Genomic DNA, 25,510 nt, shown 5'->3' with positions numbered 1-25,510 from the left:
GCGCTGAAATTTAATGGTGTATCTGATGCGATCTGTTCAATCCTCGATATTTAATGCAAATAGCCAGTCTGAGGCTGGTGTTTTCCGGCGTCTCTGGCGCTTATGTTGTCAAATAGCTTTGGTGCAATCCGGCGTTCGTAGTTATCTGGAGCCTGTTATCCGGCTGATGCGGCCAAACTATCGGGCTGGCCTGCAAAGTGCCACTTTGCTCTCAATCAGTCAGCAGCAAGGTGATCTGCAGGATGCTTATCTGCAGCTGCAACTTAAAGCAGGCCGTTCTTTTGCCGGTTTTGTGCCAGGTCAGCATCTGGATCTGACAGTGGAGCTTGATGGGGTTTTGGTAACCCGCACCTTTAGTATCAGTTCGCCACTTCAACAGTTTTGGCAACACCGCACTTTACAGCTGACGATGAAAGTGCAGCCGCATGGTGGTTTAACGCAGCAACTCTTTGCCAGAGCAGGTGAACCACTGCCTTGTTATATCGGTCCGGCCAGTGGTGACTTTGTGCTGGAACAAAGCCAGAGTGCGCTGATGCTGGCCGCCGGCAGTGGCATTACGCCGCTGCATTCGATGCTGAGCTCGTTAAGCCGGCTGACCCGTCCCATCACGCTGATTTACAGTTACCGCGGTGCCGGTAATTTGTTGTTTGCCGATAGCTGGCCGCAGCTGCGTGCGCGTTTTCCGCTACTGACCATTGTGCTTCGTGATACCTGCATTCAAGGCCGTTTGACGGACGCTGAGTTCAGCGCTGCGCTTAGTACATTAAAAAAGCAAGATGGTGAGTGCCTCAGTGCCGGTCAAAGTGCCGGTCAAAGTGCCGGTGCCCTGCAACAGACACTGACAAAAGAGCCCATGCTCTATTTGTGCGGTCCTTTGGCTTTTAGTCAGTACTGGCAACAACAGGCCAAAGCACTTGGCATCAGTCAGGTCAGGCAGGAGTCTTTTGGTCTGAGCCAGCAAAGTCATGGCGAAGCTGTGCCAGTCAGCGCTACTCAGCATGGCGGTACTTTGCAGTTTCATAGCCAGGGCAATTTGCTCAAGAGCCTGGAGCAAGCCGGTTTGTCGCCGCGTTATGGCTGTCGTCGTGGCATTTGTATGCAGTGTTTGTGTACAAAAACTTCAGGGCAAGTGCGCAACGAGCTGACCGGGCACATTTCGGATGCCGGTGAGGGCTTAGTACAACTTTGTATCAGCAGTGCTTTAACAAAACTTGAATTACAACTGGATGCCGTAAGCACAGCAGCACAGGACAACACCTCATGTACAACTTAACGTCACAACAACTGGATACACTGGCCACTGAGCTTGACGCTCTGGCGGCACAAACCCGCGCTAAAGTAGGCGCCGAAGATGCCCGTTATCTCGAGCTGGTCTTGCTGGTGCAGCGGCTCTCGGTCTGGACCGGCCGGCTGCTATTGCTTGGTATTCTCTGGTCGCCCTGGCTCTGGCTTCTGGGGGTGTTATTGCTGGCGCTTGGCAAAATTCTCGACAATATGGAAATTGGCCATAATGTGCTGCATGGTCAGTATGACTGGATGCAACATCCGTATTTAAATTCGCGGCAGTTTGAGTGGGATATTGCCTGTGATGCTAAATCCTGGCAGCGCACCCATAATTTTGAGCACCACACTTACACCAATATTATTGGCAAAGACCGCGACTTTGGTTACGGTCTGCTCAGGCTCAGCAACGACTTTCGTTGGCGGCTGCGTAATTTGTGGCAGTTTGTCACTTATCTGGTATTAAGCACGCTGTTCCAGTGGGGCGTTGCTTACCATGAGCTGGCGGCGCAGCGGGTGTTTTTTGGTAAAAAGAAAAATGACCGTCACTCGCAAGTGTCTGACTCCGATCTTAAAAAAGCTTTTTTTGGTAAAGGGTTACGCCAGTTATGTAAAGACTATCTGCTGTTTCCGCTGCTCTGTTTTCCGCTGTTTTTTGAAGTGCTGCTTGGCAATCTGCTCGCCAATATCCTGCGCAACTGGTGGACAGCCACAGTGATATTTTGCGGGCATTTCACCAAAGATGTGCATGTGTTTCAGGCGCAAGATTGCGAAAATGAAAGCCGTGGCCACTGGTATTTACGGCAGATGCTGGGCTCATCCAACTTTACCGGCCCGCGCTGGTTTCATATCCTGACCGGCCATTTAAGCTGTCAGATTGAACACCATCTGTTTCCGAATTTACCAGCTTATCGCTACCCGGAGCTGGTACCCAAGGTGCGTGCTATTGCTGAGCGTTATCAGATCCCTTATAACAGTGGCAGTTTTATCCGTCAGTATGCCACTGTACTGCAACGTATTTTACGTTATTCGTTACCTGTGGCTGCAGCTCACAAAACACAACATTAACAGGAACTTATTATGGATTTTGTCAGCTGCCTGGCACAACTTCAGCAAAAAGAAGGTGAATCTGCATTATTTCAGGTGCCGGATAACTGGGGGCAGGGCCGGGCCTTGTTTGGTGGCATCGCTGCAGCATTGGCCTTGCAGTATCTGTCGGGTTGGGTGAGTGAGGGCATCAGACTGCGTTCGCTGACGGTGTCTTTTGTGGCGCCGCTTGCGCCCGGGGAAGCAACGGCAACAAGGCGGCTGCTGCGTCAGGGCAAATCAGTGGTGCAGGCGCAGGTGGAGTTATCGCAGCAAGGCCAGGTCGCGCTGGTGTTACTGGCCAGTTTTGGTGTGGCCCGTTCTTCTGCGGTGCAGCTCCAGGCCGCACAGGCAGCAGCTATCCCGCTCGAACCAACAGGACTCAGTTTGCCCGATTCTGCAGTGGTGCCTGAATTTACCCGCCATTTTGACTATCGTATCAGCCATGGCGGCTTGCCGTTTAGTGGGGTGCAAAGTGTTGATTTTGGTGGTTTTATGCGTTTTCGACAGCCAGCACAACACGGAAGCAAAGAATGCAGCCTGATGCAGCTACTGGCACTGATTGATGCCTGGCCGCCGGCAACTTTGCCCTGGCTGACCAGTCCGGCACCTGCCAGCACCTTATGCTGGACGCTGGAACTCTTAACCGACCATCTGGAAGCCGCTGCGGATGAGTGGTGGTCTTATCTGGCACATATTGACGCTGCGGCTGATGGTTATGGCCATATTCAGGCGAAGGTGCATGATAAAAAAGGTACTCTGGTTGCGCTGAGCCGTCAGACCGTAGCCTTGTTTGGTTAGCGGTTCTTTAGTGGCTTAGCGGGTTCAGGCTAATTGCCGGCTAAAGCGCCGCGCGGCTGTCCATTTGTCCGGGTTTTTATCATAACATTCTGTTTTTGGTCCGGTTCTTCTACCCTTTTTACCCAAAAAGAAAGGCGGCTAAGGAACGCGCGCTTTAGAAATTATGCACTAAGCTTGGTTTGAACAGACCAACCTAAGAGGCGCATATGAACAATCCAGCCTTACCTTTCAGTTTAAAGTTGTCGTTTCTTCGTGTTTTTTTTCCGGTAAGTTTGCTGCTGTTAAGCGGATGTGAACCCGCGGCAGTGAAACCTGAGGTAGCCAAAGCGCAAGCTCAGGCTCCAGCGGCAGCAACAGCGGCCGCAGCAGCGCCACAAGCTGCGGCAAATTCCCCGGCTGATGCGGTTGCTGCTGAGGCAAAACCTGGCTGTGAGCTCAGGCTTGGTTTTGAAACCTGGGAGCCTTATCAATTTATCGGCATCGACCAAAAACCCGGCGGCCTTGATATTGAGCTGGTGCAAGCCATTGCCAACAAAATGTCCTGCACTCTGGTCACAGAGCACAGCAACTGGCTGGAGTTGGTAACCGCATTAAAAGAAGGCAAAGTTGACTTGCTGATGGGCTCTTCAATGACGCCTTCCAGGCAAGAATTTGCGCACTTTTCAGATCCTTACCGCAAAGAGCAATTTGTACTTTTTGTGCGTTCTGCCGACGCTGCCGGTTTGCCGCAAAATACCATTGGTGATTTTATCGCTTCAGGTAAAAAGCTGGGGATTGTCAGTGAATATTATTACGGCCCTGAGCTGACCGAGCTTTACAGCAATGAGGCTTACAAAAGCCAGTTTATAGAAGCTCAGCTGAGTGAACTGAATATAGCGCGGTTAATGGACGACGATATTGACGGTATGCTGGAGGACAAATTCGTCGGAGTTTCAATGCTCAGGCGCAAAGGCCTGGACAGAGAAATTGGCCAGCACAGCATTACCCTTGGCAATACCGATGTGTATGTGATGTTTAGTAAAGCCACAGTCAAACCGGAAACAGTGGCCGCTTTTAACAAAGCGCTGGCTGAGATCAAGCAAAGTGGTGAGTACGACGCTGTATTAGCGCGCTATCAGTTCTAAAAATCAGCAGTTCTAAAAATCAGTAGTTTAAAAACGCAGTCACTTTAAACAGCGGCACCAAACTGGCGCTGCAAAATGGCCGCAGTAAAGGCCGCTTTTAAATAAAAACCCCGGGGCAGGGTCTGGATGGGTTCACCATCCCGGCCCACAGCTTCAGTTAATGCCCTGCTGTTGGCGGCTTTGGGCCTCAGTTGTAATACTTTGCCATGCGCACCTTTAATCTCGTCGATGCCCCCCAGCACAATCAGCTCCATCAGCTCTTCCCAGTCTTGTTGCAGTAAGGCTTGCTGTTCGGCATCCGGCTGCCATAAAAAGGCGGTACCAATGACACGTTCGGCTAAGGGCACTGAGCGCTCAGCCCAAATCGGTACCCAGAGCACATGACTGAGTTTGCGGCAGACCCAGGAGCTGTGCCATTGCTGCAATCCGACATCGGTCAGTGGTGCGGTACAAACATAAGTACTCTCCAGCGGTTTACCTCTGGCATCCACCGGCAGGGTTTTTAATTCAATGCCAAGCTGTGGAAAGTCGGGTTCAGCTTTAGAACCGCTGCTGGCGCCAAGCGCCAGCTCCAGCATCTGACCCACCAGACCTTTATCGCGCAGCAAATTGGGTGGCAAATTGACTCCAAGCTGAGTTGCAACCTCACCCAGCGTCAGGCCTGCCAGTAACTGACAACGGCTTATTAATTCGGTAACGGTAGCGGGAGCTGTCATGTCCTACAGACTTGTTTTGATAACTGTCGGCAAACTAACATTTTTTTGTGGATTTGGCTGGTTAATTTAGCAGCAATCCAACTTATGCACAGAAAAAATGGTGGTGTCGACACTGTTTAAATTATCTAAGCGTATGAATAAAAACAAAAATATGTGATTTGAATAATTCAGGAAGCTGCAGGTTAAAAAGTTATTCAGGGATAAAAACAAGGATATGCACAGATTTATCGACAGAGGCTGTGTAGAAGTGCACAAAGCTCTGCTGTACATTTGTTGAACTGTGGATAACTTTTGCAAAACTGTGGCGAAATACCGTTTGCTGTGGCCGCAACTTTATGAAAGAATCTTTTCACAAGCTGTTGTAAATAAGCTAGAGGTTAGTGTGATCGATGCCGAAGGTTTTCGGGCCAATGTCGGCATAGTGATTTGTAATCACCAGGGACAGGTGTTTTGGGCTCGCAGATTTGGCCAACACTCCTGGCAGTACCCTCAGGGTGGCATTGATGACGGTGAAACACCGGAGCAAGCCATGTATCGTGAATTACATGAAGAAGTTGGGTTGTTACCGCAGGACGTGGAGATTGTCGCAACGACAAAACACTGGCTACGGTATAAATTACCTAAACGACTGATTCGGCGTGATTCCAACCCTGTGTGTATCGGGCAGAAGCAAAAGTGGTTTTTATTGCGTCTGACCTGCCGGGAAGAAGATGTCAATTTGCTAAAAACTTCGCATCCGGAGTTTGATGACTGGCGTTGGGTCAGTTATTGGTATCCGGTGCGCCAGGTCGTTGCTTTTAAACGGGAAGTTTACCGTAAAGTAATGAAAGAGTTTGCCCCGGTCGCTTTGCCGTTTATTCGTCGTGAAGTCAAAAAGAAGTAGCATCATGGCCGCCACCATGAGGTGAAGAAGGGGATGTTATGCTCGGCCAGTTAAGGCGTATTGTTCAGGATGTTGCGCAGGAACCTTCGCTGGCCAGTGCTCTGGCTGGCCTGGTCAGCAACGTCAAAAATGCGCTGCATACCGAATGTTGTTCGGTGTATCTGGCCGACTACCAACAACAACATTTTATGCTGATGGCAACAGATGGCCTGAATCCGGATGCCATTGGTAAGGTCGCAATCGGCTTTTCTGAAGGTCTGATTGGCTGGGTTGGTCAGCGTGAAGAACCGATCAATTTAGCAGAAGCACATTTACACCCCCGTTTTAAAGTGACCCCTGAAGTCAGTGAAGACTGTTTTTCTGCATTTTTAGGTTGTCCTATTATCCATCACCGCAAAGTGCTGGGCGTGCTGACCATTCAGCAGTCGGCCTCGCGGGTATTCAGCGAAGATGAAGAATCCTTTTTAGTGACCTTAGGTGTGCAGCTGGCGTCCGTACTGGTCAACGCCGAGATGCGTCAGCTCACCAGCCAAAGTCCAAACCCCCATGTGCATGTGGGGCAGTTGCAAGGTTTAATTGGCGCACCCGGCATTGCCATTGGCGAAGGTTTTGTATTGCAGCCGGCCAGCGACTTTGATGCCATTTCACTGCAAAAAACCGATGACCCCGAGCGTGAGTTGTCGCGTTTTTACCGTGCAGTCAAGGTAACCAAGGCCGAATTTAACCGCCTGGCAGAGCGCATGTCTGGTCATTTGCCGCCTGATGCGCTGGCCATTTTTGATGTGTACCATCAGCTTTTGGACGCCGCGAGTTTAGGCCATGAAATTGAAGCGCAAATAGCCGAAGGCTGGTGTGCAAAAAGTGCGCTCAAAAGGGTGGTTGAAAAATTTGCCCGCCAGTTTGATGATATGGACGATGCCTACCTGCGTGAGCGTGGCACCGATATCCGTGATTTGGGCCAGCGCGTGCTGAATCACTTGCTCGACACTGAGCAGCGTCATTACAAACTTCCCGAGCATGTGGTGCTGGTGGCCGATAACGTCACAGCCTCTATGTTGGCCGAAATTCCGCGCGCGCAGCTGGTGGCTATAGTTTCGCTGAAAGGTTCGGTCAACTCGCATGCTGCTATTATGGCGCGGGCATTAGGTATTCCGGCCGTGATGGGCGTAGACGAGCTGCCGCTGATGCAGTGGCAGGGGCAGCGGCTGATTGTGGATGGTTATCAGGGTAATATTCTGGTGTCGCCTGCTGATGCCATTTGCCATGAGTATCAGCAGTTGATGAATAAAGATGCTGAGCTTAATGCCCGTTATCAGGCTGAGCTGCATTTACCGGCGCAAAGTGCCTGTGGTAGCCGGTTTAAGCTGATGGTGAACTCAGGTCTTGCCATTGAGCTTGAAACCACCCAATCTGATTTTACCGACGGTGTGGGGCTTTACCGCACTGAGTTTCCGTTTATTATGCGCAGCCGCTTCCCAACAGAGCAGGAGCAGACTGAGCTGTACCGCAAGGTGATGCAAAGTTACCCGGAAAAACCTGTGGTGATGCGTACTCTGGATGTTGGCGGTGATAAACCGCTGCCGTATTTCCCTATTTCTGAAGAAAATCCGTTTTTAGGCTGGCGTGGTATTCGCTTAACACTGGATCACCCGGAAATTTTTCTGGTGCAAATCCGCGCCATGCTCAAAGCCAATATTGGTGTGGGCAATTTACATATTCTGCTGCCGATGATTTCCGATTTGTCGGAGGTGGATGAGTCGCTGCGGCTTATCCGTCAGGCCTGGTTTGAGGTTGACGATGAGTTTAATAAAGAAGGCATAGTGCCCAAGCCCAAAGTTGGGGTGATGATTGAAGTGCCTTCTATTATGTATCAGCTCAGTGAGCTTGCGAACAAAGTTGATTTTTGTTCGGTGGGGACTAACGACTTAACCCAATATTTGCTGGCGGTGGATCGTAATAATCCGCGGGTGGGTAATTTGTATGATGCGCTGCATCCTGCAGTGCTGCGGGCGCTGAACCAGCTTGGTCAGCAGTGTCAGGCTCTGCAGTTCCCGGCCAGTATCTGTGGTGAATTAGCCGGTGAGCCTATTGGTATTTTGATTTTGATTGCGATGGGTTTCAGGCGCTTTAGTATGAACCACCGCAACCTGGCAAAAATCAAATGGTTGTTGCGCCGCATTGATATCTCTGAGTTAAAACTGCTGTTGCCGGAAATTCTGGCTTGTCAGTCGCCCAAACAAGTGCGTTTACAGGTACAACGCTTTTTGGATCAGAAAAAACTGCTGAACCAGCTGCGCGCCTGATAGCTTAGAACAACCACCTCTTCACCAACCACTGTTTTTGCACTCTGTTCGTTGCAGCTTGTGCTGCCATCTTCAGCAATTAAAGCAACTCACCTGAATTTACTGGCTCGCCACAGGTCTGCTCTGTACAATAGCGCACCGCAAAAATGCGCCCCATCTGCTGTAGTTTGTTCTGACAGAGCCGGGCTGGCCTTCATCGTTGTCGCTGCTGGCCTTAGCTGTACCTTAGGTAATACTGTGCTGACATTTTTTCTGATCTGTATGATTTTGGGTGCGCTGGCGGGGTTGCTGGCCGGTTTACTCGGTATAGGTGGTGGACTGGTGATAGTGCCATTGCTGACGCTGTTATTACCGCTTTACCATATTGTGCCTGCTGAACATGTGATGCTGGTCGCTGTGGCCACTTCACTAGCCACTATAGTGATTACCTGCACCTCTTCCACCAGGGCCCATCACCTGCTGCATAATATTCCATGGCGCTTGGCGCCCGCTGTATTAACAGGCGCTGCTGCCGGCGCTTTGCTGGTCGGCTCCTTTGCCTATCTGGTGAATGGCCGTGTATTGCAGCTGTTTTTTGGTGTTGCCGTGGCGCTGATTGGCCTTCGCATGCTATTTAGCCAGGCCGCCAGTGGCGTCCGTGCTTTGCCGGCCAAACCTGTGCTTGCGGTTATTTCGGCAATGCTTGCCAGCATTGCCAGTTTGCTGGGCATTGGTGGAGGGGCTTTGTATGTGCCTGTGCTGAACTTTTTTTCGGTGAATATGCGCCTAGCTATTGGCCTGGCTGCAGTCACAGGGCTGGTGATCGCCATCTTTGCTGTGATAGGGTACGTCAGCTCCGGCTGGTCTTATTACAGCTTTGTCGATGGTTTTGTCGGTTTTGTTTATTTCCCTGCAGTGGTTGCTGTAGTGTCTACCTCGATGCTGGCGGCGCCACTTGGGGCAAAACTGACCCAAAAACTGCCGGTGCTTCGGATAAAAAGGATATTTGGCCTGTTTTTGCTGGTGGTCAGCGCCAAAATGATTTTGAGTTAAGGGTTGTATATGTCTGCAAGTTATATCGTTTTTCCTCAGATTGATCCGGTGATCTTTAGTCTGGGACCAGTCAGCGTGCGCTGGTATGGTCTGATGTATCTGATTGCTTTTTTACTGGCAAATTTTTTAGCCAACAGAGCTGCTGATAAGCCGGGTTCAGGCTGGACCCGTGATCAGGTCAGCGATCTGATGTTTTATGGTTTCCTTGGTGTTGTGCTTGGCGGCCGGGTGGGTTATGTGTTGTTTTATCAGTTCCCGCTGTTTTTACAGGATCCGCTGTATTTATTCCGTATCTGGGAAGGCGGTATGTCATTCCACGGTGGTGTGCTGGGAGTGTTAACTGCCATGGCATTTTTTGCATGGAAAACTCAGAAAAACTACCTGAAACTCGGTGATTTTGTGGTGATCTTGCTGCCTCTGGGTTTAGGCGCAGGTCGTATCGGTAACTTTATTAATGCAGAGCTCTGGGGCCGCACTACAGATGTACCCTGGGCTGTGTTATTTCCCAATGCCGGAGCTTTACCACGGCACCCGTCACAACTTTATGAATTTGTACTGGAAGGTTTAGTGCTGTTTGTGATGCTGATTTGGTATCGCAGCAAACAACCGCCTGCCGGTAATGTCGGAGGCCTGTTCCTGCTGGGTTATGGTTGTTTCCGCTTTATTGTTGAGTTTTTCCGTGAACCTGATGCCCATCTTGGCGTGTTATCGCTTGGTATGTCGATGGGGCAGTGGTTGTGCCTGCCGATGATTATTGCCGGGACTGCACTGATTGTCTGGGGTTATCAGCGCCGTCGCCAGGGAGAAACTTTATGAAACAGTATCTGGATTTAATGCGTCATGTGCTGGAAACCGGCCATCAAAAAACCGATCGTACCGGTACAGGCACCCTCAGTGTGTTTGGTTATCAGATGCGGTTTGACTTAAGCCAGGGTTTTCCGCTCGTCACCACCAAAAAATGCCATTTGCGCTCCATTATTCATGAGCTGCTGTGGTTTTTAAAGGGTGAAACCAATATTGGTTATCTCAAAGACAACGGCGTGTCGATTTGGGATGAATGGGCCACAGCCGAAGGTGAACTCGGCCCTGTGTATGGTGCACAGTGGCGCAGCTGGCAAGGGCCAAATGGTGAAGTCATTGACCAAATCAGTCAGCTGATCAGCGACATTAAACGTACACCGGATTCGCGCCGGTTGATTGTCAGTGCCTGGAATCCGGCGGTGTTACCCGACACCCGCTTGTCGCCAAAAGACAACGCAGCGGCCGGTAAACAAGCGCTGCCGCCTTGCCATACGTTGTTCCAGTTTTATGTCAACGACGGCAAACTGTCTTGCCAGCTGTACCAGCGCAGTGCCGATATTTTCCTCGGGGTACCTTTTAATATTGCCAGTTATGCACTGCTGACGATGATGGTGGCGCAGGTTTGTGATTTAACACCGGGTGATTTTATTCATACCTTTGGTGATGCGCATTTGTATTCCAACCATCTGGAGCAGGTAAAACTGCAGTTAAGCCGCGAGCCTCATCCGTTACCAACGATGAAAATAAACCCTGCGGTAAAAGATATTTTTGCTTTTAGCATTGAAGATTTTGAATTGCAGAATTATCAGGCGCATCCACATATTAAGGCGCCGGTCGCAATCTGACTTCAGGCTTAAATACGGCTGAAGCATCATTGTTTTGTCATCCGGTTGTCTTTTTGCTGTCATGGCAAAGCGGCAATATAAAGCGGCGGATGAATAAGGAATTTCATCTGCACATTCCTGCGTGTGTTTTGAAAACCGGCTTTATCATAAGCCGGTTTTTTTTATACAAAAGACTGATCTGATGCTGAAGTTGTTGCGCCTGAGTCGTCGTGTCGCTGATGGTTTCCGGGGCGCATCGTACAGACTCCGCTGCGGCTTGTGAGCTCTACAGCAATAGTGCTGTGGTCAGGGTTTATAATTTATCTATTTGTTTTTCATCCAGATTTAATTATTTTATCTTTTTTTTATTTTTCTTTTAAACCCCGGCAACGGCGGTTGCGACTAATCTTGCATCAACACAATAAATCCGGAATTTTTACCATAATGCAGCAACAGCTGGACAGCTGGATACAACAAGCCAAAAATGGCGATCAGCAGGCTTTTTTTATGTTGTATCAGCAATTTAAAGGTAAGGTTTATGCAATTTGCCTTCGATTGCTCGCGGACAGGGCGCAGGCGGAAGATGGCTGCCAGGAAGCTTTTGTCCGCATTTGGCAGCAATTACCGGCTTTTCGTGGTGACAGCTCATTTGCCACTTGGCTACATACCATTGCCAGTCGCACCGCTGTTGATTTATGGCGTAAAAACAAAATATTACGTTTAAGTACTGATGAAGAAGTACCGGAGCAGGCCGTTGAATTGTTACCGGAAAACAGTGCACTGGAACAGGCCATTTTACGTTTGCCCCATCAGGCCAGAGCTGTATTTGTGCTGTTTGCGCTGGAAGGTTATCAGCATCAGGAAATTGCCCGGTTGCTGGATATCGCAGAGGGCAGCAGTAAAGCGCAGTATCACAGGGCGCGTCAGTTACTCAGAGGTTGGTTAGATGAAAACTGAGCAGGAATTACAGGCACAGATTGATGCACTGGCCAAAGACATTGAACCACAACGTGATTTATGGCCAGAGCTGGCGGCAAGGATTGCCACCACAGCGCAATTACCGCAGCAGCAAGAGCCACAGCCGAAGCGGCCAGTCGCGCAAACAGTGCAGGACAAGAGTACCGGCTGGTTCTGGTGGTCAGGCGCCACGGCTGCAGCGGTGTTGCTGTCGGTGTTGATCTGGCCACAAGGGCCGGACGGTACGCAGCTGGCTCAACAAAACACAGCACAGCCGGTTGTTGTGCTTGCTGGCAGCGAAAGTACAGACACTGCAGTTCAGATCACAAAGGTACAGTGGCAGCTTACCAGCGACTTTGAAACTCAAAGGGCGGCCATGCTGGCACAAATCAATGCAGTGCCGGAGTTTTATCCCGATTGGCAGCAGCAGCTGGCGATTTGGCAACAGGCCAGGCAGCAGGTGTTACTGGCATTAAGTTATCAGCCGGATGAGCCGGTGTTATTACAGCAGCTGAATAAGCTGCAACAGCAACAAATCCACTATTTACAAAAATTGGTCAGTACTGGTCTGACATATTCTGGAGTGACATCATGAAAACATTTATAGCAACACCTTTTACCCTGACTTTATTGGCTGCGCTGATGCTGCCGCAACTGGCGCTGGCGGCCGGAGCGCCGGTCAACGAAACGAAAAACGTCAGTGCCAACGAAAAAATTTATATCGAAAATATGCGCGGTCAGGTTGAGATCAAAGCGGTAAAAAGCCCGGTATTCAGTGTAAAAGGCACGCTGGATGAAAAAGCCGAAGGTTTTGATTTTACCTCTAAAGACGGTATTACCCGTTTTGTTGTGAAAATGCCACGCTCTAACTTCGGCTGGGGAGATAATGGTGATAAACAAGGTTCGCAGCTCGTGATTGAAGTCCCAGAAGGCGCTGCGCTGGAATTCAGCGGTGTCAATGCTTCAGTGAATGTCAGCGGCGTGGCGGGCAGTAGCAAAATAACCACTGTCAACGGTGCTATTACGGCAAAACAACTCAGTAATGAAGTACAGCTGGAAACGGTAAACGGTGAAATTGACAGTATCGGCAACAGCGGCCGCATCCGGCTCAATACCGTCAATGGTGAAATTGACGACGAAGGCTCCAGTGGTCGTTTAAGCGCTGAGTCGGTCAATGGTGAAATCAGTTTAAAAAGCAGCGCCAAAGAAATTGAAGTGTCGGTGGTGAACGGTGAAGCTGAACTTGAACTGTCCGGCACTGAGCGGCTTGAGTTCAGCTCGGTCAACGGTGAAATTAAAGCATCGGTCAAAAACAGCAAAACCCCGCGCATCAGCACCAGCAGTGTCAGTGGGGCAGCCACGCTGAAACTGGACGCCGATATAAGCGCCCGTTTTAAAATGGTGGCAAGCGCAGGTGGTGATATCAACAACAAAATCACCGATCAAAAAGCCGATAAAGCCAAATATGGACCGCGTCGCAGCCTGGAATTCAGCACAGGCCAGGGTGAAGGCAGTATTGACATGAGTACTGTCAGCGGTGAAATGACGGTTGAGAAAAACTAACCACAGCCTGGCTTTTCACAACAAAAAACCACCTCCTATGGAGGTGGTTTTTTACGGGTTGTCGGACAACAGCGGAAAAACTATGACCCAGTTTTAACAACGTCAGATGCAGAACAGATAGTTCAGCTGAGCGCCGAGCACCTGCGCATGGTTTTTATAATCAACCTGCAAACCGGACTTATACAGCTGTACGTCATAAGCATTAAATTCATGTTCGTTAATGCTGAGCGCGCCCATCCACATATAACCGTATGCCAAATCAAGGTTCCAGTTGCGGGCAAACTGCCAGTTGGCTCCCACAGTCAGCCAGGTACGGTCCGCAGTTGGCACCCGGGCCGTTTTATGGCTGCTGCTGATTGGGTTTTCATCATAAGCCACACCGGTTTTCAGTTTCAGATTGGCCTGGTACTGATAGCTCAGGCCAACAGCGGCTGACAGACTGTCATGCCAGTATTCCGGGATGTAACCAATGTAACCTGGTTTGGCCAGGTTGCTGCTTTGCTGGGTCGATAACGACAACGAAGGTTTGGCATCAATGCTGGTAATTTCAATATGTTCAAAAGCGCTCCAGCCAGTCCAGCTGACGCTTGCTTGCCAGGACCAAAGCTGGCTGAACTGATGATTAAGGCTTAAAGTCAGGTTGGCCGGTGTAGTCAGTGGCACCTGACTGTGTTCAATCAGCTGTGAGCTGGCAGCAAGTTTGCCGGTTCTTTTATCAATAGCCGGCAGCTGAGGGGCCACCACAATAAAATTCGGCGAGCCAGCCACGTTGGCGCCCGTGATTGGGGTGTTGGTGATCACTGAATCGCCGGTTAAGCGAAAACGCAGCTCTGAGTGATACACCAGCGCTAACGACAGGTTGTCAGTGATGTTCCCGTGTAAACCCAGGCTGTAACCCGGTGCAATATCATCACCGCTTACTTCATAGAAGCTGTCACAATATGCGCTGTTGTACACATCGGCGCGGTACAAGTCATTAATACGACGGCCGGTTTCGCATAAGCCATTGTGATCTTTGTATTTTGATAAAGTGCCTTCGATGTGATTTACACTCAGGCCCAAACCCAAAGACCAGTCAGCATTCAGCTGATAAGCCAGTGAACCCTGCAGCGCCAGCACCTGAATGGCGGTTTCGTCGGCAAAATATCGGCCGACCCAGTCATTGTCATAGTCGCTGGATAACCCAAATGGCACGTAAAAACCAACGCCATAACTGAATTTTTCGTCCAGTTTGTCGGCATAAAATGCAAAAGGCACAGCTTCTAATAAACTATTTTCACCTTCGCTGCGACCAAGTACAGATAAACCGCCGGCACTTTGGGCTTTGGCGTTTTTGTAATCTGTGTTGGCAGCAATCAGATTTAAACCTGTGGACAATGAAGTACCCGACAGCTGGCCTAAGGCCGCAGGGTTGGAATAAACCAGGCTGGCGTCGGTAATTTCAGCACCGCGGCCGGCATAAGCGTTGCCCATGGCGCTGACAGATTGTTCATAGAGTTTGTAACCTTCGGCATGGACCAGACTGGCGCCACACAGCGTCATGATCGCCACAGCTAAAGACGATGGTTTAAACATGAGTGCCCCTTTTGTTGAAGATAAAGTTTGTTGTAGTTATTCGTCAGCAAAACGGCTGTTGCCGGTTCTGGTCTGACCTTTTCGGGGCGGCAGTATAAAGTGAGACCGGTCTAGAGTACAGGCTCTAAATCGTTGCTTTATTGTGTTTAGTCGCAACAAGCGTTGAGCTAAATCACTAATAGATAGTGAAATTCGCCAACAGCGTGAAACATCTTGTTGCACTCTAAAACAACAAAAGCGCTATATCTTAATGATTTATATGTATTATTTATGCATATGCGAGACTGGCACGACAGCTGCTATGTGCTCAACAGTGAAGTATTAAACTGCAAATCAGCCAAGGAATTTATCATGCACATGCCATCCAAGTTAGCCACCGCTATTACCGCCTCATTAATTGCCGCAACTTTGTTACTGAGCGGCTGTGAATCGGCCAGCGGTAGCCCGGATACCGAGAAAAAAGACATTGCAGTCAGTATCCCTGTTGAAACCGCCGCTGTTAGCCGTGGTGCTATCAGCAGCACTTACCGCACCACCTCAACGTTAGAAGCCAAAGCCGATGCTGAAGTAAACAGTAAAGCCACTGGTCTGGTGCAGTCTGTGCTGGTGGAAGAAGGTGATCATGTGGAAGCAGGGCAGGTGCTGGCCACTTTAGATACCGAGCGTCAGCGTATTCAGCTGGCCAAAGGCAAAGCCGAGCTTGGCCAGCTGCGCAGTGAAATGCAGCGTATTGAAAAAATGTACGAGCGTAAACTGGTCAGTGCCGATGTGTATGACAAATTAAAATGGCAGTTGGAATCGATGACGGCAGCGGTGGATATGCAGGAGCTGTCACTTCGGGACACCGAAATCCGCGCTCCTATCTCAGGGGTGATTGCCCGTCGTTATGTCAAAGTGGGTCAGCTGATCACTGAATATTCGTCAAAAGCTCTGTTTCATGTGGTATCACAACAACGGCTGGAAGCGGTGATCAATCTGCCGGAACATCAGCTGCAACGTGCCAAAGTTGGACAAACTGCTTACCTGAACTTTGCCGGTATGCCACAACAACAGGCCAAAATTGTACGGATCTCCCCGGTGGTGGATGCAACCTCAGGCACAGCACGCGTGACCATTGGTATTGATAACAGTGACTTAAGCTTAAAAGCCGGTATGTTTGCCCAGGTTGAACTGCAGTATGATTCAAAAGATGCCGCCTTACTGGTGCCAAAACGTGCGGTATTGGCAATGGATAACGCCAGCTCAGTTTTTGTGGTCAAAGATGGCAAAGTCAGCCGTAAAGTGGTGAAAACCGGTTATGAATCTGATGCCGCTATTGAAGTACTGGAAGGCCTTGCCGAAGGCGACCAGGTGGTGACTGCAGGTCAGGCCAGCCTGAAAGATCAAAGTCTTGTCAACGTGGTGAGCAACCACAGCTAATTCCTCATTCCACTGTCGCGGGCCTTGTTGGCCCGCGCTGTCTACAACTAAAACTACAGGAAGAACACAATGAAACTGGTGGATTTGGCTGTTGCCCGCCCCGTAACCATGTGGATGTTTACGCTTGGCATTATGTTGTTTGGTCTGGTGGCGATGGCGCGCCTGGCCGTAAATTTGTTACCGGATTTATCTTACCCCACTTTAACCATTCGCACTGAATATCAGGGTGCTGCTCCTGCTGAAGTTGAGCAGCTGGTCAGTAAGCCGATTGAAGAAAGTGTGGGTATTGTCAAAGGCATTCGTAAAGTGCAGTCGGTGTCGCGCGCCGGCCGTTCGGATGTGATTATGGAATTTGAGTGGGGCACAGATATGGATCTGGCCGGCCTTGAAGTACGTGAAAAACTGGACGTGTTGCTGCTGCCACTGGATATCAAAAAACCACTGTTGCTGCGTTTTAACCCAAATTTAGATCCGATAGTGCGCCTGGCGTTAAGCCGTAACGATGTCAAAGATCAGTTATCTGAAGCACAACTGGTGGCGCTGCGTACCTTTGCTGATGAGGATTTACGCCGCAAAATGGAAGCACTGACCGGCGTCGCCGCAGTGCGGCCCGATGGCGGTTTAACCCAGGAAATTCAGGTGCTGATTGATAATGAAAAACTCAGCCAGCTGAATCTGGATATCAGTACTGTCAATGCCAGACTGAAAGAGCAAAACCTGAATCAGGCGGGCGGCCGGCTGGAAACTGCGGCCCACGATTATCTGGTGCGCACCATTAACCAGTTTGAAAACCTGGATCAAATGCGCAATCTGTATATCGCCACCGTCAATGGCAGTCATGTCAGACTCAGTGATATCGCGCAAGTGAAAGATGGTTATGTCGACCGGCAGAGTATTACTTATGTCAATGGCAAACCGGCCATTGAAATTGCTATTTATAAAGAAGGTGACGCCAACACTGTACAGGTGGCCAAAACTGTGATTGGCCAGCTGGAAAACCTGCGTAAAAACCTGCCGGCCGGTTATGAGTTGACGCTGGTGTATGACCAGTCGGTGTTTATCAGTGACGCGATAGCCGAAGTTAAATCTTCTGCCTGGCAAGGCGGTTTACTGGCGATGCTGGTGCTGTATTTGTTCCTGCGTAACATCTGGACCACCCTGGTGATTTCAATTTCAATCCCGCTGTCGGTCATTGCAACTTTTAACCTGATGTATGCACAGGAAATCAGTCTGAACATCATGAGTTTAGGTGGTATAGCGCTCGCTATTGGTATGCTGGTGGATAACGCTATTGTGGTGCTGGAAAACATTGCCCGTTACAAAGAGCAGGGCATGTCGTCGCTGGAAGCCGCCAAAAAAGGGGCCAGTGAAGTGTCGATGGCGATTACTGCATCAACCCTGACCACAGTGGCGGTGTTTTTCCCGCTGGTATTTATCGACGGTATCGCCGGTCAGCTGTTTAAAGATCAGGCCCTAACAGTGACTTACGCGCTGCTGGCTTCGTTACTGGTGGCCTTAACCCTTATTCCAACCATGGCGGCCCACGAACGTACCCTGGGCACAGCAACAGTGGTCGCGGACACTAAGCCCGGTTTTGTGAAACCACAGCGTTGGTATCAGTGGATTGTGCTGGTGTTAAAACTGCCGTTTCGTGCTATTGCTTTTGTATTGTCCTGGTTTATCTCGTTGTTGACTTTGATATGGCGCCTGGTGGCCGCTGCGTTTGGCTGGTTATTCCGTCCTTTATTAAAGCTGATGCAAATGCTGCTGGCGGGTCTGGAAAAACTGTATCGTCGCGCTTTAACCACCGCACTTCAGAGCAAAAGTCTGGCACTGGCAGTGACTCTTGCGATCACAACGCTTTGTTTTAGCCTGGCGCCACGCTTAGGTTTTGATTTAATTCCGGCCATGAGTCAGGGTGAATTTTATGTAGAAGTGCAGCTGCCTGTTGGCAGTGCTATTGAACGCACTGACAAAGTGCTGACCAAACTGGCTGCTGTGGTGGCTGAAGCACCGGAGGTAGAGCGCACCTATGCGCAGGCTGGTACGGGTCAGCAAATGACAGTTGACCCATCGATTGGTGGTAGTCACTGGGGCAGGCTCAATATTGTATTAAAACCGGGCTCAACTGCAGCAGACGAGCAAAAAGTGATGCAGCTGGTGCGCGATACAGTGGCAGCCATGCCGGACGTAGTCGCCAAAATTGATGCACCTGAGCTTTTTAATATGGCAACGCCAATGGAAGTTGAACTGGCCGGCCATGAGCTGTCAGCTTTAAAAGAAGGCTCAGCCATGCTGGTGAAACAACTGGAAACAAATGACCGCTTTGCTGATGTAAAGTCCAGTCTGCGTGCCGGTCAGCCGGAAATTACCTTACATTTTGACCATCAGCGCTTATCACAACTGAATATGACCGCTTCTGATGTGGCCAAAAGGGTGGCCAATTATGTCGGCGGTGAAGTGGCGGGACAATATTCAATTCAGGACCGTAAAGTGGATATCCGCGTACGCCTGTCGGAGCAATACCGCAATTCAGAGCAGGAGCTGGCGCAAATTATTATTAATCCACAAAGTGAAATGCCGTTGCCGTTATCTGCAGTGGCGACCATCAGCCGCGAGATTGGCCCTAGCGAAATTACCCGTATTGGTCAGCAGCGGGTGGCTGTGGTCAGCGCTAACCTGGCCTATGGTGATGTGGAGCAGGGCGCGGCGGAAGTTGAAGCCATGCTGGCCCAGCTGAAACTGCCTTATGGCGTGACCGCCCGGGTGATGGGCCAAAGTGAAGAAATGCAGCGTTCATTTAATTCTTTGATGATTGCGCTGACGCTGGCGGTGTTTTTGGTATATCTGGTGATGGCATCGCAGTTTGAAAACCTGCTGCAGCCGCTGCTCATTCTGTTTACTGTGCCGCTGGCCGGCGCCGGCGCTGTGCTTGGTTTGTGGCTGACCGACACCCGGATTTCCGTCATTGTATTTATCGGTTTGATTATGCTGGCAGGTATTGTGGTGAATAACGCCATAGTGCTGATAGACCGTATTAATCAGTTGCGTGATGAAGGTATGGCGCTGGACGCCGCTATTGTCGAAGCTGGTGCCACCCGTTTGCGTCCGGTACTGATGACCACTTTAACCACAGTGCTTGGTTTAATGCCGATGATGTTTGGTGGTGATGGTGCCGAAATTCGCGCACCTATGGCCATTACCGTTATTTTTGGTCTGAGTTTATCCACTTTGCTGACTTTGTTGTTTATCCCGGTGTTGTATCGCCTGACTGCGCGTGAAAAACAGCTGGTAAAGGAGTAAGTCATGGAACATAAACCTCTTGCTCTGACCCGCTTTGCGCTCAACAGGCCGGTCACCCTTTGTATGCTGTTTTTGTCCTTGCTGGTGTTTGGTTTACTGGCCAGCCGTATGTTGCCGCTGGAGAAATTCCCAGGCATTGATATTCCGGAAATTTATATCAATGTGCCTTATCCAAACGCCACACCGGCTGAGATTGAACGATTGATCACAAGGCCAGTGGAAGAAGCCTTGTCGACCGTCACCGGCATTAAAAAAATGCGGTCTTTTTCCAAAGAAGACAGCGCGGAAATTGGCCTGGAATTTAACTGGGAAGAAAACATCAATACCAAAAGCATTGAAGTGCGTGAGCGGCTGGATGGTATCCGCCATCTGCTGCCAGCCGATGTAGAGCGGGTACTGGTGTTTCAGTTTAATACCAACGACATGCCGATTTTTCAGCTGCGCATTTCCAGTGAACGTGATTTATCCATGGCGTATGACTTGCTGGAACGTCAGGTAAAACGTCCGCTGGAACGGGTGCCTGGTGTGTCCAAAGTTGAGCTTTATGGTGTGGATAAACGTCAGGTGATTATCAGGCTGCAACCGGAAAAACTCCGGGCTTTGCAGGTCGATGCCAAAGCGTTGGTGGCCACTTTATCCAAACAAAACTTTGCAATGACCGCAGGCGAGATTAGAAGCCCGGAGTCCAGCATTCTGGTCAAACCCGTAGGTGAATTCTCCTCGCTTGATGAAATTAAACAACTGCCGATAGGCCGGGGTTTAAAGCTCGGTGATATTGCTGAATTACAACTGGAGCTGCCAAAACGGGTAGAAGGGCGCCGCCTCGATCAGTCTTATGCCGTAGGCATGAACGTGTATAAAGAATCGGGTGCCAATCTGGTGGACGTGTCTGCTGCAGCCCTGGCGGTGGTGGACGCTGCCGGCAAAGATCCGGCCTTTAACGGCATTAATATGTTTGTGATGGACGACACTGCTAAAGGGGTGACTGATTCGTTATCCAATTTGCTGGGTTCAGGCGCTATGGGGGCAGCTTTGTCTTTTGGTGTGCTCTTCCTGTTTTTACGGCATATTCCAACCACTTTGCTGGTGGTGATGTCGGTGCCTGTGTCTATCGCCATTACCCTTGGCATGATGTATTTCCTCGGTTACAGCTTAAATGTGCTCAGTATGATGGGGCTGATGCTGGCGGTGGGCATGCTGGTGGATAACTCAGTGGTGGTGACCGAAAGTATTTTTCGCGAAAGGGCTGCCGACAATAATGTGCGCCGTGCCACAGAACGTGGCGTGTATCGGGTGAGCCTGGCAGTGTTGGCCGGTACTGCCACTACGGCCATTGTATTTTTACCCAATATTATTGGTCAGAAAGTGGATGTCACCGTATTTCTCGAGCATGTGGCTATTGCCATTACTATTTCGCTTGCGGTGTCGTTATTTATGGCGCTGACTTTGATCCCCTGGTTATCAACCCGTATTAAAAGCATTACCAGCACTGAGAACGCTAAAGCCAGCAAAGCCGATATTTTTTATGGCAAATGTTTGCGCTGGGTGATGAGAAAGCCTTTGGCTGCCACCCTGATCGCGATAGGTCTGTTATTCAGTATTGCCATTCCTATCAGTCAGGTGTCAGGTGGCGATGACAATGAAGGCGATTCCAACCGATTGTTTCTGAACTACAACATTCAGAGTAATTACAGCCTGGCTGAGGTGGAGCAGGAAGTAAGTAAAATGGAAGCTTACCTTTATGCCAATAAAGAAAAATTCCATATCGACTCAGTGTATAGCTATTACCAGCCTGGTTTTGCTGTGTCGACCATTATGTTTGTCGACCCTTTGCCTGTGCCTGTTGCACAGGTGAAAGAAGCTATTCGCAAAGACTGGCCTGTGCTGGTGCGCGCTAAACCACAGTTTGGCTGGGGGGATGCCGGTGGTGGTATGCAAATTCATTTGCTCGGGCCTTCAACTGCCAAACTGATGGAGTTGTCTGAATCTCTGGTACCTGTACTGAGCACTATTAAAGGGCTGGAAGACGTGCGCTCTGAAGTCAGTGACGGTCAATCTGAGCTACAGGTGGTGTTACAGCAGGAGCAGCTGCAGCGGCATGGTCTGTCGGCACAGGATGTGGCCAATACCATTAGCCTGGCGCTGCGTGGTTCTAATTTGCGTACTTTCCGCACCCTGGATCAGGGCGAAGTGCAGCTTCGGGTGCTTTATGATGAAAAAGTAGGCTTGTCACAACAAGAGCTGGAAGCAGTGCCGGTGAAGTTGCAGGACAACACTGTGGTGCGTTTATCGCAGGTGGCCAGCTTAAAAGTGGAAAAACGCTTAGGTGAGATCCGCCGTTTTAACCGTCAGACCGGTCTGGCGATTGGCATGAACATCAACAAAGATCTGAAAATGGACGACGCCCGCAAAGAGCTGACCCGCGTGATGGAGCAGCTGCAGTTGCCAGCCGGTTACAGCTGGTCATTTGAAGGCAGTTTTCAGTATCAGGACGAAGCCCAGGGCATTATGCAAACCAATATGCTGCTGGCGGTCGCGATGATTTATCTGGTGATGGCGGCTTTGTTTGAGTCGTTGTTATTGCCAACCGCAGTCATTGGTTCGTTATTGTTCTCTTTTGTGGGCGTGTTTTGGGCCTTTTTATTCACCGGCACCCAAATGGGCATTATGGGCATGATTGGTATGCTGGTGCTGATGGGGATAGTGGTTAACAACGGTATAGTGCTGGTGGATCGTATTAATCAGCTCAGAGAAGAAAGACCTGATGCCGATTTAGTACCTTTGATCATCGAAGCCTGTGAAGCGCGGCTGCGTCCCATTCTGATGACAGTATCCACTACAGTGCTGGGTTTATTACCTCTGGCTTTTGGTGATGCCAATATAGGTGGTGATGGCCCAAGTTATGCGCCTATGGCGGTGGCTATTATCGGTGGTCTGGTGTTTTCCACTTTAACCAGTTTGTTGCTGGTGCCACTGACTTATTGGGGCTTGATTCGTCTTGGTGCCAGATGGCAGCGTTTTAGCAGCAGTGCCAGAGCAAGAGTCAATAAGCTGATGCCTGCACGCTAATCTGCGAAAACTGCAATATAAAGACCACAGCTTCGGCTGTGGTTTTTTTGCCACCAAAAACCTTGCCGCTGTTGGTCATTCAGAAAAATTTTATATAACAGCGTTTTTGCTTGCCCAATACGCAGCACGCTGGCTACAATGCCGGTCTTCCTGCTTGGGGGAGTAATCTGTTGCCAGAAATGGCAGCGTTGTTGTCAACACACTTGTGCCTCAATGCACATGGCAACAGCAACCGGTATTGCCGGTTTGATGAGACCTGAGACAGCCCTGTGGCCCAAAGCGGGAGCCGCAGTTCTGTCTTATGTCCAATTCCCGCTGAGTATTATTATGGATGCCTTGTTATATTCTTTTACCGGTGTGGCTATTGCCGAAATCGGTGACAAAACCCAGCTGTTAAGTTTATTTCTGGCCGCGCGTTTTCGCTCCCGTCTTGCCATTATTGCCGGTATTCTGGTGGCTACTTTACTCAATCATGCCGCGTCTGCCTGGCTGGGAGCCTGGGTTGCGCAGTTTATTCCACAAGGGTGGCATGCCTGGTTACTTGGTGGCTCTTTTATTGTGGTGGCGCTCTGGCTTTTGATCCCGGATAAAGACGACAGTGAAGAAAACGCTGTGCTCAAATATGGTGCTTTTGCCGCCAGTTGTATTTTGTTTTTCTTAGCGGAAATTGGCGATAAAACCCAAATCGCCACAGTGCTGCTGGCCGCGAATTACCCCTCAGAGCTGATGCTGGTGATCATCGGCACTACCTTAGGCATGCTGGCGGCCAATGTACCAGTGGTCTATGCCGGACGTTATCTGATGGAGAAGTTGCCGCTCAATTTAGCACGCCGTGCTGCCTGTGCGGTGTTTTTGCTGCTGGGCATCATGACCATCCTAGCTGGGTGAAAAAAAACATGGCGGGGTGATAAAAAACGTGGCGGGGTTATAAAAATACAGCAGCGAAACGCTGCTGTTGTTATCACATTTACGCCAGGGCGGCACTTTAGCCGCCGCTTTCCAGCTGCTTAAGCTTCGCCTGCGCCTGTTCCCAGTTACGGGTTAAGCGTTCAATCGTCGCTGTGGAGTTGGTTTTGACAAAAGAAATCTGCTCTAACAGCTGTTGATTCTGCTCTGCCAGTTGTCTGCGCTCGGCCTGGGCCTGGGCGGTTTGCTCCCGCAGCTGCAGCACTTCTTCGCGCAGTTGTTTAATGGTTTCGCGCTGACTGCTCTGGTGCTCTGCGGTGCTGGCGTTTTGCTCTTTTAATAACGAATTGACTTCGCGAAGCTGCTGCAGGTTTTGCTCCAGCTCCGGCAGATACTGACTCAATCTGGCACTCTCAGTTTGCGCCTGCGTCAGTTTAAATTGCAGTTCATCCAGTTTCTGCTGCTGGCCACTTTGGGCGGCAACAGCCGCATCTCTTTCCTGACGCAGCGGTGCCACACTTTGTTCGGCCTGTTGCGCCGATGCCGTTAAGCTTTCGTTTTGTTGTTGCAACCGGACAAGTTCTGCCTGCAGTGTATCCAGTTGTTGTTGCAACTGCTGCTGCTGAGCTGCGGTTTGTTGTTGGTTGCTGGCGCTATTGCCAAGCTGCTCAGCCAGTTGCTGTTGTTGCTCGGTACTGTTTTGAAGGGCTGCGGCCAGCTGCTGTTTTTCCGCTTCGCTTTGTTGCAGCTGTTGTTGTAGCTGTGCTTCTTGTTGCTGCGCCTGCGCCAGCTCGTTGTGCAGTTGCTGCTGTTGTTGTTGCTGTGCACTGAGTTGTTGTTCCAGCTGCTGTTGTTTATCTTGTTGATGTGTAAGCTGCTGCTGAAGTTGTGATAACTGCTGCTCTGCCTGTCTCAGTTCCTGAGTGGCATTGATCTGAGCCTGATTTTTACTGTCGAGTTGCTGGGCCAGCTGCGTGTTTTGTTCGGACAATTGCGCCAGTTGGTTGCTGAGTGCTGCTTGTTGCTGCAACTGTAATAACTGCGCTTCTTCCAGAATTTGCCGTTTTTGTTCTGTATCGGCCAATTGTTGCTGGCTTTGCTGCAATTCCTGCTGTAACTGTGGCACCTGCTGCTGCAGTGGCTCAAGCAGATATTGTTGTTCGGTGAATGCACTTTGCAGTTGTAACAGTTGTGCTTGTTGTTGCTCTGAAGCTTCCAGCGCTTCTTCTAATTGTTGTTGTAGCTGGATTTGTTGTTGTTCCAGACTGGCGGCATGGCTGCTGTGTCTGGTTTCACGTTGCTGTGCAGCGTACAGATCTTCAGTCAGCTGATGCTGCTGTTGTTGCAGCTGCTGATAACTCTGCTGCAGATTGTGTAATTCCTGCTGCAATTGTGCCGTTAAATTTTGTGCATAACGACTGGCTTGTTGTTTAAAGGCTGCCACAAACTCGGCATCAAACACAAAATCCGGGTCAATTTGTTGTTGCTGCCACTGCAAAAAATGCGGTTCGAGCTGACGGGCGGCTTTGCCTGTGTAATTTGCCAGGGCACTGAGTGAAATGGGTTGGCCGTTACTTTGCCATTCATCACACAACTGTTTGATTTGCAAATATTCACTCATAAACACAAGCTCCGGCGCCAGCTTTAACAAGCGGACAGCTGTTTGGTATTGTCGGTATTCAATCTGTTGGAAAGCACGCTGCAGTGTTGCTGTACAGCTGTGTTGCAGACTTAATTTACTACGTAGTACAACCAGATAGCGTTGAATTGTAACTTTTTGTTTATGTTTTGGCTACCGCTTAACTACATCCGCCCCGCAATTGGCCACTGAGTTTTATCAGAAAAACTTCTGCTGTGCACTAGATCT

19 protein-coding genes are annotated in these 25,510 nt (G+C 49.9%); 16 read left to right on the top strand and 3 right to left on the bottom strand.

The features are described 5' to 3' along the window. Nucleotides 1–25 precede the first annotated feature (25 nt). The 4 genes from N3Z11_RS06290 to N3Z11_RS06275 all read left to right on the top strand — a co-directional run bounded on the left by N3Z11_RS06290 (nt 26) and on the right by N3Z11_RS06275 (nt 4,292). Nucleotides 26–1,273: a flavin reductase family protein gene (locus tag N3Z11_RS06290; RefSeq protein ID WP_260656305.1), complete on the top strand. Its 1,248-nt coding sequence runs from the start codon at nt 26–28 to the stop codon at nt 1,271–1,273. Continuing rightward, a complete protein-coding gene (locus N3Z11_RS06285) occupies nt 1,261–2,349 on the top strand; it encodes a fatty acid desaturase family protein (protein ID WP_260656304.1) in 1,089 nt (362 codons plus the stop codon). The genes N3Z11_RS06290 and N3Z11_RS06285 overlap by 13 nt, the downstream gene beginning before the upstream one ends. Nucleotides 2,350–2,361: 12 nt before the next feature. Further along, complete coding sequence (locus tag N3Z11_RS06280) at nt 2,362–3,168, top strand: acyl-CoA thioesterase II (protein ID WP_260656303.1); 807 nt, start codon at nt 2,362–2,364, stop codon at nt 3,166–3,168. A gap of 305 nt (nt 3,169–3,473) precedes the next feature. Beyond that, the gene (locus tag N3Z11_RS06275) at nt 3,474–4,292 is read left to right on the top strand and encodes a substrate-binding periplasmic protein (protein WP_260656302.1); all 819 of its coding nucleotides are present in this window, start codon (nt 3,474–3,476) and stop codon (nt 4,290–4,292) included. 44 nt (nt 4,293–4,336) lie between these two features. On the opposite strand, the gene mutH is transcribed toward N3Z11_RS06275, so the two are convergent. Further along, the gene (gene mutH, locus N3Z11_RS06270) at nt 4,337–5,008 is read right to left on the bottom strand and encodes a DNA mismatch repair endonuclease MutH (RefSeq protein ID WP_260656301.1); all 672 of its coding nucleotides are present in this window, start codon (nt 5,006–5,008) and stop codon (nt 4,337–4,339) included. 382 nt (nt 5,009–5,390) lie between these two features. Between mutH and rppH the strand changes: the two genes are divergently transcribed. The 8 genes from rppH to N3Z11_RS06230 all read left to right on the top strand — a co-directional run bounded on the left by rppH (nt 5,391) and on the right by N3Z11_RS06230 (nt 13,371). After that, a complete protein-coding gene (gene rppH, locus N3Z11_RS06265) occupies nt 5,391–5,891 on the top strand; it encodes an RNA pyrophosphohydrolase (protein ID WP_260656300.1) in 501 nt (166 codons plus the stop codon). Nucleotides 5,892–5,929: 38 nt separating this feature from the next. Further along, the gene (gene ptsP, locus N3Z11_RS06260) at nt 5,930–8,194 is read left to right on the top strand and encodes a phosphoenolpyruvate--protein phosphotransferase (RefSeq protein WP_260656299.1); all 2,265 of its coding nucleotides are present in this window, start codon (nt 5,930–5,932) and stop codon (nt 8,192–8,194) included. 237 nt (nt 8,195–8,431) lie between these two features. Next, nucleotides 8,432–9,226 carry a sulfite exporter TauE/SafE family protein gene (locus tag N3Z11_RS06255; protein WP_260656298.1) on the top strand — a complete coding sequence of 265 codons (795 nt, stop codon included), beginning with the start codon at nt 8,432–8,434 and terminating at the stop codon, nt 9,224–9,226. A gap of 9 nt (nt 9,227–9,235) precedes the next feature. Beyond that, nucleotides 9,236–10,042: a prolipoprotein diacylglyceryl transferase gene (lgt, locus tag N3Z11_RS06250; RefSeq protein WP_260656297.1), complete on the top strand. Its 807-nt coding sequence runs from the start codon at nt 9,236–9,238 to the stop codon at nt 10,040–10,042. Beyond that, nucleotides 10,039–10,872: a thymidylate synthase gene (locus N3Z11_RS06245; RefSeq protein WP_260656296.1), complete on the top strand. Its 834-nt coding sequence runs from the start codon at nt 10,039–10,041 to the stop codon at nt 10,870–10,872. The genes lgt and N3Z11_RS06245 overlap by 4 nt, the downstream gene beginning before the upstream one ends. 423 nt (nt 10,873–11,295) lie before the next feature. Then, nucleotides 11,296–11,808, top strand: coding sequence for an RNA polymerase sigma factor (locus N3Z11_RS06240; protein WP_260656295.1), 513 nt, complete (start codon nt 11,296–11,298; stop codon nt 11,806–11,808). Beyond that, nucleotides 11,798–12,403, top strand: coding sequence for a hypothetical protein (locus tag N3Z11_RS06235; protein WP_260656293.1), 606 nt, complete (start codon nt 11,798–11,800; stop codon nt 12,401–12,403). Before N3Z11_RS06240 ends, N3Z11_RS06235 begins: the two co-directional genes overlap by 11 nt. Next, the gene (locus N3Z11_RS06230) at nt 12,400–13,371 is read left to right on the top strand and encodes a hypothetical protein (RefSeq protein ID WP_260656292.1); all 972 of its coding nucleotides are present in this window, start codon (nt 12,400–12,402) and stop codon (nt 13,369–13,371) included. The genes N3Z11_RS06235 and N3Z11_RS06230 overlap by 4 nt, the downstream gene beginning before the upstream one ends. Before the next feature lie 102 nt (nt 13,372–13,473). Here N3Z11_RS06230 and N3Z11_RS06225 read toward each other — a convergent pair whose 3' ends face one another. Next, nucleotides 13,474–14,946, bottom strand: a complete 1,473-nt coding sequence (locus N3Z11_RS06225; protein ID WP_260656291.1) for an OmpP1/FadL family transporter — start codon at nt 14,944–14,946, stop codon at nt 13,474–13,476. 351 nt (nt 14,947–15,297) lie between these two features. Here N3Z11_RS06225 and N3Z11_RS06220 point away from each other — a divergent pair, with 351 nt between their 5' ends. The 4 genes from N3Z11_RS06220 (at nt 15,298) to N3Z11_RS06205 (ending at nt 23,625) form a co-directional block, all read left to right on the top strand. Further along, nucleotides 15,298–16,365: an efflux RND transporter periplasmic adaptor subunit gene (locus tag N3Z11_RS06220; protein ID WP_260656290.1), complete on the top strand. Its 1,068-nt coding sequence runs from the start codon at nt 15,298–15,300 to the stop codon at nt 16,363–16,365. Between the two features lie 69 nt (nt 16,366–16,434). Further along, nucleotides 16,435–19,668: an efflux RND transporter permease subunit gene (locus N3Z11_RS06215; protein WP_260656289.1), complete on the top strand. Its 3,234-nt coding sequence runs from the start codon at nt 16,435–16,437 to the stop codon at nt 19,666–19,668. A gap of 3 nt (nt 19,669–19,671) precedes the next feature. Continuing rightward, a complete protein-coding gene (locus N3Z11_RS06210; RefSeq protein WP_260656288.1) occupies nt 19,672–22,737 on the top strand; it encodes an efflux RND transporter permease subunit in 3,066 nt (1,021 codons plus the stop codon). 327 nt (nt 22,738–23,064) lie between these two features. Continuing rightward, entirely contained in the window at nt 23,065–23,625 is a 561-nt protein-coding gene (locus N3Z11_RS06205; RefSeq protein WP_260656404.1) for a TMEM165/GDT1 family protein, read from the top strand. A gap of 97 nt (nt 23,626–23,722) precedes the next feature. On the opposite strand, the gene N3Z11_RS06200 is transcribed toward N3Z11_RS06205, so the two are convergent. Then, on the bottom strand, nt 23,723–25,264 hold the full coding sequence (locus N3Z11_RS06200) for a hypothetical protein (protein WP_260656287.1): 1,542 nt from the start codon (nt 25,262–25,264) through the stop codon (nt 23,723–23,725). Nucleotides 25,265–25,510: the final 246 nt, after the last annotated feature.

It is taken from the genome of Rheinheimera sp. 4Y26, assembly GCF_025245835.1.
GTDB lineage: Bacteria > Pseudomonadota > Gammaproteobacteria > Enterobacterales > Alteromonadaceae > Pararheinheimera.
The sequence above is the reverse complement of the archived record's forward strand: the minus strand, read 5'-3'. Positions and strand labels throughout refer to the sequence as shown.